The organism is Variovorax sp. AB1(2024) (assembly GCF_037482385.2).
Lineage (GTDB): Bacteria > Pseudomonadota > Gammaproteobacteria > Burkholderiales > Burkholderiaceae_C > Variovorax.
The window spans coordinates 39,263-51,763 of the sequence record NZ_JBBHKP020000001.1 but is presented as its reverse complement, the minus strand read 5'-3'; the positions used below and the strand labels follow the sequence as shown (position 1 = coordinate 51,763).

Sequence of the window (12,501 nt, the reverse complement as noted above, 5' to 3'; positions counted from 1 at the left end):
TACACTCGTTGCATTTAATGAACAAGGACTTTAAGCTCCGATGAATACGAAAACTTGGATGTGCCTGATTTGTGGGTGGATCTATGACGAAGCTGTTGGTGTACCAGAGGACGGTATCGCGGCAGGCACGGCCTGGGCCGATGTTCCGATGAACTGGACCTGTCCCGAGTGCGGTGCGCGCAAGGAAGACTTCGAAATGGTGGAAATCTGAAAGCATGGCATAGATAGAGCTACGCGGTCTGCGTCGGTGTTCGGCGCGGCGGGCTTCCAAGTCTCATGAGCAGGAGCGTTTGCAATGGGCCCGAGTGGATCTGGTTACAAGGTGCTGGTCATCGACGACAGCAACACCATCCGGCGCAGTGCCGAGATTTTTCTGAAGCAGGGCGGGCACGAGGTTCTTCTCGCTGAAGACGGTTTCGATGCGCTCTCCAAGGTTAACGACCACAAGCCGCACCTGATTTTCTGCGACATCCTGATGCCGCGGCTCGACGGCTACCAGACCTGCGCCATCATCAAGCGCAACGCTCATTTCTCCAACGTCCCCGTCGTCATGCTGTCTTCGAAAGACGGTGTATTCGACAAGGCGCGCGGCCGCATGGTCGGCTCCCAGGACTACCTGACCAAGCCATTCACCAAAGACCAGCTGCTGCAGGCCGTGCAGCAGTTTGGCATCGTTCAACAGGAAGCGCAGTAATGCCCATTCGCAAAATCCTCGTCGTCGACGACTCCAAAACCGAGCTCGTCTTCCTCACCGACCTCCTCCAGAAGAATGGCTTTGCCGTCAAGACCGCCGAGAACGCGGACGACGCCATGCGCCGCCTCGAGGAAGAGCACCCCGACCTGATCCTGATGGACGTCGTGATGCCCGGCCAGAACGGCTTCCAGCTCACGCGCGCGATCGCACGCGACCCGAAGTACGCCGCCATCCCGATCATCCTGTGCACCAGCAAGAACCAGGAAACCGACCGCGTCTGGGGCATGCGCCAGGGCGCGCGCGACTACATCGTGAAGCCGGTCAACGCAGCCGACCTGATGTCCAAGATCAGCGCGCTGAACTGAGCGAAAGCCTGCCCAGTCCATGGCGAATCGCGATGCTCTGAGAGCCTTCCAGTCCCGGCTGGCGAGCCGCCTGCAGGCCGCCCGCACCACCGGCGTGGCCGCCACGTGGCTGGCGGTCGAGGCGGGCGAGGGCAAATACCTTTTCCCGCTGGGGCATGCCGGCGAGATCTTTCCCTGGACCCCGCCGCAGCCCGTGCCCTACACGGAGCCCTGGTTCCTCGGCGTGGCCAACCTGCGCGGCGGCCTCTACGGCGTGGTGCAGCTGTCGGCATTCGCCGCCGGCGGCCCGGGCACGCAGGCCGCCTCCGAGGCGGCGCGCATCCAGTCGCGGCTCGTTGCCTTCAACGAGCTGCTCGAAGTCAACTGCGCGTTGCTGGTCGATCGACTGGCGGGGTTGCGGGGCGCGGAAGCCTTCATGGCCTCCGAGCCTCCCGGCGCAGAAGCACCTGCCTGGCACGGGCATCTGTACACCGACGCGGCAGGGGAGCGCTGGCAGGAAGTCAACCTGCAGGCGCTTTCGCAGCAACCCCAGTTTTTGAGTATTGGTGCGTAGTGCCCCGGCACGCAGCACCCGAAACCACCTGAAGGACCGACCGTGAGCTCGATCGCCGACAAGTTCAAGAAATTACTGCCCGTGACCAACGGGAACGACAAGGCCCCCGTCGACGGCTCCGGTGCGATATCGCTCGACGATGTCGACACGGTCCAGGTTCCGGACGAAAAGACAGTGAGGCTCGCCAGGAAGAGCGGCACGGCCGACACCAGCTTCGGCGAGGTCGAGCTGCCCGGCGGCGGCGACGCCGCCAACGAGCCCGGCGCCGCCGCGCTCGACGCCGTGCCCGACGCCTCGGGCGGCCGCGTGGGCGCCGCCCCCGCCAGGCAGCAGCGCATCCTGGCGATCATGCTGGCGGTGGTGGTGCTGTTGCTGCTGCTGGTGGCCGGCTCCGCCATTCTTCGCGCCGAACGCCTGGCACAGCAGGTGGCGGCCACCGGCCAGGCGCTGATGCAGTCGCAGCGTCTTGCCAAGTCGATCTCGCAGGCCCTCGTCGGCAGCGCCTCGGCGTTCGTCGAAGTGAAGGACAGCGCGGACGACCTCACGCGCCGCGTGCAGGGCCTGACCAACGGCGACGATTCGCTGCGGCTGGAGCGCGTGGGCAACCAGTACGACGAGGAGATGAACAAGATCAATCCCCTCGTCGCCCGCGCCGACACCAGCGCCAAGGCCGTGCTGGCCCAGCGCCAGATCCTGACGCAGGTGGGCGCCGCCTTGCGCGACATCAACCAGCAGTCGTCCACGCTGCTCGAAATGACGGAAACCGTCGCGTCGCTGAAGATGCAGCAGAACGCCACGCTGCCTGAAATCTCGGCCGCCGGCCAGCTCGTGATGCTGACCCAGCGCATCGGCAAGTCGACCAACGAATTCTTCACCGTCGAGGGTGTGAACCCCGACGCCGTGTTCCTGCTCGGCAAGGACCTGAACACCTTCCAGGAAACCACCCGCGGCCTGCTCGACGGCAATGCGCAGCAGCGCTTCCCCGGCTCGAAGGACCCGCAGACGCGCGAGCAGCTCGAAGCCATCCTGAAGACCTACGAGCAGATGCGCACGCAGGCCTCCGCCATTCTGGGCAACCTGCAGGGCCTGGTGGCGGCGCGCGAAGCGCAGGCTTCCATCCTGACCGACAGCGAACCGCTGCGCAAGTCGCTCGGCGGCCTGCAGGACAAGCTCTCGGCGCGCACCGGCCTGGGCGCCGGCACCATCGTGCTGCTGTTCGTGCTGTCGCTGGCCGCCCTGGCACTGGCCGGCGCCATCGGTTTCGTGCAGGTGCGCGAAGGCCGCGAACGCGCCGCCGTCGCCGAACGCGAGCGTCTGGCCGCCGAGCAGGCTTCGGAAGAAGCCGGCCGCGTGAACAACGCCAACCAGGCCGCCATTCTTCGGCTGATGAACGAACTGCAGACAGTGGCCGAAGGCGACCTGACGCAGGAAGCCACCGTGACCGAGGACATCACTGGCGCCATCGCCGACTCGGTGAACTACACGGTGGAAGAACTGCGCCTGCTGGTGGGCAACGTGCAGAACACGGCGACCCGCGTGGCGCAGACGACGTCGCAGGTGGAAAGCACCTCGACCGAGCTGCTGGCCGCCTCGACCGAGCAGCTGCGCGAGATTCGCGAAACCGGCCAGTCGGTGCTGACCATGGCCGAGCGAATCAACGGCGTGTCTTCCCAGGCGCAAGAGTCCGCCACGGTGGCGCGCCAGTCGCTGCAGGCCGCATCGTCGGGCCTGCAGGCCGTGCAGAACGCCATCGGCGGCATGAACTCCATCCGCGACCAGATCCAGGAAACCTCCAAGCGGATCAAGCGCCTGGGCGAGTCGTCGCAGGAGATCGGTGAAATCACCGAACTGATCTCGGACATTACCGAACAGACCAACGTGCTGGCCCTGAACGCCGCCATCCAGGCCGCATCCGCCGGTGAAGCCGGCCGGGGCTTCTCGGTGGTGGCGGAAGAAGTTCAGCGACTGGCCGAACGCTCCGCGGACGCCACGCGCCAGATCTCGGCGCTGGTGAAGGCCATTCAGACCGACACGCAGGATGCCGTGGGCGCCATGGAGCGCTCCACGCAGGGTGTGGTCGAAGGGGCCAAGCTGTCCGACAACGCGGGTACCGCGCTGTCCGAGATCGACCGCGTGTCGCGCCGCCTCGCCGACCTGATCGAGCAGATTTCGCAATCCGCCTCACGCGAAGCCGATTCGGCCAACGTGGTGGCCGCGAACATCCAGCACATCTTTGCGGTGACGGAACAGACCGGAGAAGGTACGCGTACCACGGCCCAGCAGGTGCGCGAACTCTCGCAGATGGCCGAGGAACTGCGCCGCTCGGTAGCCCGCTTCAAGATTGCGTGATGACGCTCTCCCCCAGCCTTCGCGCACTTCGTGTCGCTTCGCCAACCCCCTTCCGGGGGCAACACCGGCGGCCCGGCAAAGCCGGTTCCGCGGTGTTCCTTGAAGTGGCCGCGATGGCTTTGTGCATTCAGGGCGCGCAGCGCCCTTCGGAAAACTGACAGCTAAAGAACGGCGAGCACCCAACGTGTCGATTCAAACCCCTGCCACGGCCCCCCTCGCCGGCAACGTGCCGGCCACCGAAGACCTCGGGCCGCTGGCCTGGGTGCTTGGAGAAATCCAGAAATCCCTCGACGGTGTCGGCAAGTCGTTGCGGCGCTTCGTGCGCGACCTGGGCTCGCCGGAGGAACCCGAGAGCGGCCCGCTGCAGATGGCCCGCCAGCAACTGCACCAGGCCGTCGGGGCGCTGCAGATGGTGGGGCATGCGTCGCCCGCGCTGGTGCTCGGCGCCATCGAGTTCGCGGTGCAGGGCTTCATTGCCGACCCGCGGCGCTGCACCGAAGCCGCGGTTCACAAGATCGAGCGTGCCGGCTTTGCCGTCACCGATTTCCTCAACGCCCTGCTGGCCGGCAAGCCGGTGTCGTCTGTGGCGCTGTTTCCGCAGTACCGCGACGTGCTGGAGTTGGTGGGCAACGAGCGCGTGCATCCCGCCGACCTCTGGGGCACGGCATGGCGCTGGGTCGAGATCAAGCCCGCGCTCACGCAGGCCGCGGTCGCCTACGACCCGTCCGTGCGTTCGCGGCTCGACCGCGAAGTGCTGCAGCTGGTCAAGTCCGGCGACACGCAGGCCGCGCGCCGGCTGCATGCGCTGTGCCTGGGGCTCGGCCGTGGCGCGCTGCTGCCGCGCGTCGCCAGCTTCTGGACGCTGGCCGCGGGCTTCTTCGAGGCGCTGGCGCTGGGCCTGATCCCGGCCGACGCCTACGTCAAGCGCGCCGCTTCGCGCGTGCTGCTGCAATACGCCACGCTCGCGCGCGGCGACAGCGTGGTGTCCGACCGCCTCGGGCAGGACCTGCTGTTCTTCTGCGCCCAGGCCGTACCCACCGCGCGCGATGAAGCGCCCACGCTGCGCACCGTGCGCAGCGCCTGGGGCATCGCCAACGAACCGCGCGTCGACTACACCGTCGAGCAGTTCGGCCGCTTCGATCCGCTGGTGCTCTCGCAGGCCCGCAAGCGCATCGAGACAGCCAAGGAAATGTGGTCGGCGCTCTCGGGCGGCGACGTATCGCGCACGCGCCAGGTGGCGGACACCTTCGCGCAGCTCGGCGAATCGCTGCAGAAGCTGCATCCTCCGAGCCTGCCGATGGTGCATGCGCTGACCCACGCGGTCGAGGCCTCGCTGCGCGCCGGCCGGCCGCCGGACACCGAACTGGCGATGGAAGTCGCCACCTCGGTGCTCTACCTGGAAGCCGCGCTCGAAGACCTCGACCCGAGCGACCCCCAGCTCACGGCCCGCACGCTGCAGCTGGCCGGCCGCATCGAGCGCGTGCAGGGCGGCGGCCATTCCGAGCCGCTCGAGCCGTGGATGGAAGACCTCTACCGCCGCGTGAGCGACCGCCAGACCATGGGCACCGTGGTCGACGAGCTGCGCAGCCACCTGAGCGAGCTCGAGAAGTCGCTCGACCAGTACTTCCGCCGGCCGGCCGAAAAAGGCCTGCTGCGCACCGTGCCGACGCAGCTCATGCAGATGCGCGGCGTGTTCTCGGTGCTCGGCCTCGACCAGGCCGCGCACACCGTGCAGCGCATGCGCGACGACGTCGAGGCGATGCTCGTCAGCGCCTCGCCGGCCGAGGAAATGGCCGGCTTCGACGCGCTGGGCAACAACCTCGGCGCGCTCGGCTTCCTGATCGACATGCTGGGCTACCAGCCCGCGCTGGCCAAGCGCCTGTTCGTGTTCGACGCCGAGGCGGGCGAGCTCAAGCCGCTGATGGGCCGCCAGGCCACCGACAGCCCGGCCGCCGACAGCGCCGCCGCCGGCCAGGCCCCGGCCGCCGAAGCCGTGCTGAGCATCGAGGAAGTCGACGCCCAGATCGCCTCGAAGCTGGCCGCGCTGGCCACGCCCAACCGCAAGGCCAAGGTCTCGCCGATCGAGGAATTCAGCAACAAGGCCGACAGCTGGACGAACAAGATCGCCGGCCCGTCGGCGTTGCCCGACACCGAAGTCACCGAGCTCGAAGAAGACGACCTGCAGAACATCTTCCTGGACGAGGCCCGCGAGGTGGTGCAGAACGGCCTGGAGGCCATTGCCGAACTCGCCAGCTATCCGGACGACACCGAAGAGCTCACCATCCTGCGCCGCGCCTTCCACACGCTGAAGGGCAGCTCGCGCATGGTCGGCCTCACCGAATTTGGCGATGCCGCCTGGTCGCTGGAACAGGTGCTCAACACCTGGCTGGCAGACCAGCGCGCGGCCACGCCCGAGCTGCTGTCCGGCACCGAAAGAACCCTGCGTGAATTCAGCGAATGGGTCGAGGCCATCGCGGCCGGCCAGCCGCATTCGTGGCAGGCCGCGCCGTTCAGCCGCGTGGCCAACGCTCTGCTGGCCGGCGAACCCGTACCGCCGCCGGTGCGCGTGGCCGATGCCGAGGCCCTGGCGGTCGCGGCGCGCCACATCGCCGCCGAGGCGCCCGTGGCGGCGCCGGCCGTGGCGCCGCTGCCGATGCCGGCGCTTCCGGACCTGCCCGACCTGTCGCTGACGCCGGAGCCGGTGTCGCCCGCGGCGCATGCGGCCCCCCAACCTGCACGGGACACCGCACAGGAACCCGCGCTCGAACCCCTCGATTGGGCCGAGCCCGCGCCGCCTCCCGAGGCCGACGACGATTTCGCGTCGACCGACTTCCTCGATTTCGAAACCCGGCAGACCACCGAACCCGCGCCGCTGCTGAGCCTGCCCAGCGGCGACGAGTTCGACTTCCTCGCGCCAGCCAAGACGCAGCCGCGCAGCGAGCCCGAACCGGTGGTGCCGCCGCCCGCCGAGCCCGAGCTGCAGGCCGAACCCGTGGCCGGCGTCGAGCCCGAATCGCCTGCGGCGCCCAGCCTGCCCGACCTCGCCTGGGAGCCCGAACTGGAGCCCGTGCCCGTTCAGGCTCGGGAGCCCGAAGTCATCGAAGCGGTGGAGCAGCCGCACGAAGAACAAGAAGCGCCGCAGCCGCAGTTGGCGGCCGAGCCCGAACACGAGCCTGCAGTTGCGGCTGAGCCGGAGCTCGTCGCAGTCGAGCCAGAGCCAGAGCCCGAGCCCGAAGCGGAGCCAACACCCGAGCCCGAGCCGGTCATCGCCGAAGTGCTCGCGCCCATCGTCGAGGCGCCTGCCGCGCCCGTCGAGCCGCAGATCCTCGTTGCCGACGAGCTGCCGGAGCCGGTCGAGGCCCAGGCTGCCCACGAGGTGCCACAGCCGCACCAGGCCGTCGAGGAAATCGCCGTCTCCTCGAGCGCCGAAGACCAGGTCAAGGTGATCGGTCCGCTGCGCATCGGCATCGCGCTCTACAACGTCTACCTCAACGAAGCCGACGAATGGTCCCGCCAGCTGGCGACCGATGTCGGGGAATGGGCGCTCGAATCGCACGAGCGCCTGCCCGACTCGACCGTCGCGCTGGCCCACTCGCTGGCCGGCAGCTCGGCCACCGTCGGCTTCCACAGCCTGTCGGGCATGGCCCGCCTGTTCGAATCCGCGCTGCAGCACCTGCAGATGCAGGGCAGCGGCACGCGCGAGCAGGGCATGGTGCTGGTGGCCGCGGCCGACGAGCTGCGCCGCCTGCTGCACCAGTTCGCGGTCGGCTTCCTGCGCGATCCGTCCGAAGGCACGCTGCAGGCGTTGCGCGACATCGCCAATTCGCCAATGCCGACCGAAGTCGCCATGCGCGCCGAAGCCCGGCCGCTGCAGCAGGTGGTTTCCACCGACAGCGTCGCCGACGTGGCGCTCGACGACTCCGAGGACGCCATCGACCTGGCCGACGCGGTCGACGTCGACCTGTTCCCGATCTTCGAGGAAGAGGCCGCCGAACTGCTGCCCCAGCTGGGCGAATCGCTGCGCCAGTGGGCGCACCACCCGGACGACAGCGCGCCCCGCGCCGCGGTGCTGCGCACGCTGCACACGCTCAAGGGCAGCGCCCGCCTCGCCGGCGCCATGCGCCTGGGCGAACGCGCGCACCGCATGGAGTCCGAGATCGAACTCCTGGGCTCGCAGGGCGCCGAGCGCGCCGACGTCGAGAAGCTGCTCGGCCGCCTCGACGCGCTGCAGGCCACATTCGACGCGCTGCGCGCGGCCGACGACGCCACGCAGGTCGAGCTGGCCCAGTTGGTGGCGAGCGCCAGCGCCTCCGCGCCGGCTGCCCAACTGGTGCAGGTCGCGCCCGAAGCCGGCGTGCCCGCCAACGACGAGAACGCGGCGCCCGTGCCGGGCGACGAGGACGACACCGCCGAAGACATCGCGCCGGCCACGGCGGCGTCCGCCCTGCAGCCGCGCCCGGCGCCCACGTTGCTCGCACCGCTGCGCGCCGTGTCGAGCCAGGCCGTGCGCATCCGCACCCAGCTGCTCGACCGCCTGGTCGCGCAGACCGGCGAGGTCATCATCACGCGCTCGCGCCTGGAGGCCGAACTGGGCCAGCTGCGCGGCTCGCTCGCCGACCTCACGGGCAACCTGGACCGCCTGCGCCAGCAGCTGCGCGACATCGAAGTGCAGGCCGAAAGCCAGATGCAGTCGCGCCTGGCGCAGGCCAAGGATTCGCAGCAGAGCTTCGACCCGCTGGAGTTCGACCGCTTCACCCGCGTGCAGGAGCTCACGCGCATGATGGCCGAGTCGGTGAACGACGTGGCCACCGTGCAGCGCACCCTGCAGAAGACGGTGCAGGCGACGGAAGACGACCTCAGCGTGCAGGCGCGCCAGACGCGTGAACTGCAGCGCGGCCTGCTGCGCACGCGCATGGTGGAGTTCGAGGGCATTTCCGACCGCCTCTACCGCGTGGTGCGCCAGGCCTCCAAGGACACCGGCAAGCAGGTGCGCCTGGACATCGTCGGCGGCTCCATCGAAATGGACCGCGGCGTGCTGGACCGCATGACGCCCGCCTTCGAGCACCTGCTGCGCAACTGCGTGGCCCACGGCATCGAGGACGCGGCTGCGCGCGAGAAGGCCGGCAAGGACGCCAGCGGGCTGATCGTCATCGACCTGCACCATGAGGGCAACGACGTCTCGGTGAGCTTCCGCGACGACGGCGCCGGCCTGGACAACAAGCGCATCGCCGAGCGCGCCCGCGTGCTGGGCCTGATCGGCGCCGACCAGGAGCTGTCCGCCGAGGAAGCCACCGAGCTGATCTTCAAGCCCGGCTTCTCGACGGCGGGGCAGGTCTCCGAGCTGGCCGGCCGCGGCATCGGCATGGACGTGGTTCGCGCGCAGATCGCCGCGCTCGGCGGCCGCATCGAAACGCACAGCACGCCGGGCCAGGGCACCACATTCAAGCTGGTGCTGCCGCTGACCACCGCCGTGACGCACGTGGTGATGCTGCGCGCGGGCGATGTGTCGATCGGCGTGCCGTCGAACCTGGTGGAACTGGTGCAGCGCGTGAGCGGCACCGACCTGGAAGCGGCCTACCTGCACAACAGCCATCCCTTCGGCAGCGAGCAGGTGCCGTTCTACTGGGCCGGCGCGCTGCTGCAGGCCTCCGCCCGCAGCGAACACGCGGCGGCCAAGAACAACACGCTCGTGGTCGTGCGAAGCGCGGCGCAGCGCGTGGCGCTGCACGTGGACGAAGTGCTGGGCAACCAGGAAGTCGTGGTGAAGAACCTCGGCCCGCAGCTCGCGCGGCTGCCCGGCCTGGCCGGCATCTCGGTGCTGGCCTCGGGCGCAGTGGCGCTGATCTACAACCCGGTGGCGCTGGCGGCGGTGCACGGCGAGCAGGCGCGCGAGCGCCAGGCTGCCGCGCTGGCGGCGGCACCGGCCCGCACGGGGTCGGCCGAGGCGCAGCAGGGCGTGCCGCAGGAGCCGGCGCTGCTGGCACCGGTGGCGCCGCAGATTCCGCTGGTGCTGGTGGTGGACGACTCCATCACCGTGCGCCGCGTCACGCAGCGCCTGCTGCAGCGCGAAGGCTACCGGGTGTCGCTCGCGGCCGACGGCCTGCAGGCGCTCGAACGGCTGCAGCAGGAGCGCCCGGCGGTGGTGCTGTCGGACATCGAGATGCCGCGCATGGACGGCTTCGACCTGGCCCGCAACATCCGCGCCGACGCCGGCCTGGCCGAGCTGCCGATCATCATGATCACCTCGCGCATCGCCGAGAAGCACCGCGACTACGCGCGCACGCTGGGCGTGAACCACTACCTGGGCAAGCCGTATTCGGAAGAAGAACTGCTGCGCCTGGTGCGTGCGTACACGAGCGAGCCGGCGCTGGTGGCGGCTGCCGCCTGAGGTTCGCGCCTGCCCGGAAACGGAAAGGGGCCTCGCGGCCCCTTTTTCATTTCTGCAGCGCCTTGGCCCGCGCCACGCCGTAGCGCTGCAGCGTCTTCTCGCGCGCCTCGGCGTGGTCGACCACCGGCTTGGGATAGGTCTCGCCGAGCTTGATGCCCGCCGCCTCCAGCTCCACCGGCGACGCCATCCACGGCGCGTGGATCGCCGCGTTCGACAGCCCCGCCAGCTGCGGCAGGTAGCGGCGGATGAACTTGCCTTCGGGGTCGAAGCGCTCGCTCTGCGTCACCGGGTTGAAGATGCGGAAGTAGGGCTGCGCGTCGCAGCCGCTCGAGCTGGCCCACTGCCAGCCGCCGTTGTTGGACGCCAGCTCGAAGTCGTTCAGGTGCAGCGCGAAGTAGGCCTCGCCGCGCCGCCAGTCCAGCCCCAGGTCCTTGCACAGGAAGCTCGCCACCACCATGCGCAGGCGGTTGTGCATGTAGCCGCTCTGGTTGATCTGCAGCATGGCCGCGTCCACCAGCGGGTAGCCGGTGCGGCCCTGGCACCAGGCGTCGAACAGCTGGTCGGCATGCTTGCCGTGGTGCCACTGGATCTTGTCGTACTCGGGGCGGAAGCTCTTCGACTCGCCGCCCGTGTGCACGTGCGGGAAGTGCGCCAGGATCTGGAAGTAGAAGTCGCGCCAGATCAGCTCGCTGAGCCAGGTCGCCGCCCCGGCATTGCCCTGCAGCGAGAGCTGGTGCGCCAGGCTCGCCATCTGCCGGATCGACACCGTGCCGAAGCGCAGGTGCACGCCCATGTAGCTGGGGCCGCGCACCGCCGGGAAGTTGCGGGCTTCGTCGTAGCGGTCGATGCGCTCGAAGAAATCTTCGAACAGCGCGCCGGCGCCCTTGGTGCCGGTCGGCATTTCCAGCGTCGACAGGTTGCTTTTCTCGAAGCCGATCTCGCGCAGCGTGGGCACCGGCTCGCGGTAGGCCTCGGGTGGCGGCGCCAGCGCGTCGGCATGGCCGCGCACCGGGTACGACTTGAGGAAGAACGAGTCGACCTTGGCCAGCCAGGCCCGCTTGTAGGGCGTGAACACCGTGTACGGCTGGCCGGTCTTGGTCATGACCTCGTCGCGGTCGAAGACGGTCGAGTCCTTGTAGGTGTGGAAGGTGACGCCCGCGTTGGCCAGCGCGCCGAACACCTTGGCGTCGCGTTCCAGCGCGTCGGGCTCGTCGTCGCGGTTGGCGAACACGGCCTGCACGTCGAGGTCGCGGGCCAGCGCCGGGATCTCATGCGCGGCCAGCCCGTGCCGCACGATGAGCCCCCCGCCCAGCGCGCGCAGCTCGGCTTCCAGCTCCACCAGGGATTCGCGGATGAATTCCACCCGCCGGTCGACGGTGGGCAGCGGATCCAGGATCGCCTTGTCGAATACGAAAACGCAGACGACCTGACGGCAGGCTCGCAGCGCGCGGTAGAGGGCGGCGTTGTCGTCCACGCGAAGGTCGCGGCGGAACCACATGAGCCCTTTGGGATAGGTCTTGTCGACGGCCAGTAAAATCGGAGGCATATGGCTGCCGATTCTGCCCCGATGAACCTCACGCATCACTTTTTGATAGCGATGCCCGGGATGGAAGACAAAACTTTCAACCGCAGCGTCGTGTACCTCTGCGAACACAGCGAGCGCGGCGCGCTCGGGCTGGTGATCAACAAACCCAGCGACATCAACCTCAAGGTGCTTTTCGAGAAGATCGAACTGCACCTGGCCCGCCCCGAGCTGGGCGAGGCCCCCGTCTTCCAGGGCGGCCCGGTCCAGACCGAGCGCGGCTTCGTGCTGCACGAGCCCGTCTTCACCCAGGCCGAGAAGCCCGAGGAATCGGTCTACGCCTCCACCATGACCATCCCCGGCGGCCTGGAGATGACCACCTCCAAGGACGTGCTGGAGGCCCTGGCCACCGGCGCCGGCCCGCGCAAGGTGCTGGTCTCGCTGGGCTATTCGGCCTGGGGCGAGGGCCAGCTCGAGTCGGAACTGGCCGAAAACAGCTGGCTCACCGTCGGCGCCGACCCGGCCGTGATCTTCGACACCCCGGTCGACCAGCGCTACGACAAGGCGCTGCTGCTGCTTGGCCTGGAGGCCTGGAAGCTCTCCCCGCTGGCCGGACACGCCTGAACGCCG

The 12,501-nt window shown here is 68.9% G+C and carries 8 protein-coding genes; 7 read left to right on the top strand and 1 reads right to left on the bottom strand.

The window, feature by feature from the left end; genetic code table 11:
- Positions 1–40 precede the first annotated feature (40 nt).
- From WIX39_RS00220 to WIX39_RS00195, 6 genes are all read left to right on the top strand, one after another.
- On the top strand, positions 41–211 hold the full coding sequence (locus WIX39_RS00220; protein ID WP_007838397.1) for a rubredoxin: 171 nt from the start codon (positions 41–43) through the stop codon (positions 209–211).
- Between the two features lie 84 nt (positions 212–295).
- On the top strand, positions 296–694 hold the full coding sequence (locus WIX39_RS00215; RefSeq protein ID WP_409194301.1) for a response regulator: 399 nt from the start codon (positions 296–298) through the stop codon (positions 692–694).
- Complete coding sequence (locus WIX39_RS00210) at positions 694–1,059, top strand: response regulator transcription factor (protein ID WP_081271090.1); 366 nt, start codon at positions 694–696, stop codon at positions 1,057–1,059. Before WIX39_RS00215 ends, WIX39_RS00210 begins: the two co-directional genes overlap by 1 nt.
- 19 nt (positions 1,060–1,078) lie before the next feature.
- Positions 1,079–1,612 carry a chemotaxis protein CheW gene (locus tag WIX39_RS00205; RefSeq protein WP_409194300.1) on the top strand — a complete coding sequence of 178 codons (534 nt, stop codon included), beginning with the start codon at positions 1,079–1,081 and terminating at the stop codon, positions 1,610–1,612.
- Between the two features lie 42 nt (positions 1,613–1,654).
- On the top strand, positions 1,655–3,961 hold the full coding sequence (locus WIX39_RS00200) for a methyl-accepting chemotaxis protein (protein WP_409194299.1): 2,307 nt from the start codon (positions 1,655–1,657) through the stop codon (positions 3,959–3,961).
- A 184-nt stretch (positions 3,962–4,145) separates the two neighbouring features.
- The gene (locus tag WIX39_RS00195) at positions 4,146–10,349 is read left to right on the top strand and encodes a hybrid sensor histidine kinase/response regulator (RefSeq protein ID WP_409194298.1); all 6,204 of its coding nucleotides are present in this window, start codon (positions 4,146–4,148) and stop codon (positions 10,347–10,349) included.
- A 46-nt stretch (positions 10,350–10,395) separates the two neighbouring features.
- Here WIX39_RS00195 and WIX39_RS00190 read toward each other — a convergent pair whose 3' ends face one another.
- Positions 10,396–11,895: a cryptochrome/photolyase family protein gene (locus tag WIX39_RS00190; protein ID WP_081268860.1), complete on the bottom strand. Its 1,500-nt coding sequence runs from the start codon at positions 11,893–11,895 to the stop codon at positions 10,396–10,398.
- Between WIX39_RS00190 and WIX39_RS00185 the strand changes: the two genes are divergently transcribed.
- Positions 11,896–12,495 (top strand): YqgE/AlgH family protein, encoded by a 600-nt coding sequence (locus tag WIX39_RS00185; RefSeq protein WP_081268859.1) that lies wholly within the window; start codon positions 11,896–11,898, stop codon positions 12,493–12,495.
- Positions 12,496–12,501 lie beyond the last annotated feature (6 nt).

Excerpts from the sequence above, each read along its gene's own strand:
- WIX39_RS00220 (WP_007838397.1), top strand. The coding sequence starts at position 41 with ATGAATACGAAAACTTGGATGTGCCTGATTTGTGGGTGGATCTATGAC.
- WIX39_RS00215 (WP_409194301.1), top strand. The coding sequence starts at position 296 with ATGGGCCCGAGTGGATCTGGTTACAAGGTGCTGGTCATCGACGACAGC.
- WIX39_RS00210 (WP_081271090.1), top strand. The coding sequence starts at position 694 with ATGCCCATTCGCAAAATCCTCGTCGTCGACGACTCCAAAACCGAGCTC.
- WIX39_RS00205 (WP_409194300.1), top strand. The coding sequence starts at position 1,079 with ATGGCGAATCGCGATGCTCTGAGAGCCTTCCAGTCCCGGCTGGCGAGC.
- WIX39_RS00190 (WP_081268860.1), bottom strand. The coding sequence starts at position 11,895 with ATGCCTCCGATTTTACTGGCCGTCGACAAGACCTATCCCAAAGGGCTC.
- WIX39_RS00185 (WP_081268859.1), top strand. The coding sequence starts at position 11,896 with ATGGCTGCCGATTCTGCCCCGATGAACCTCACGCATCACTTTTTGATA.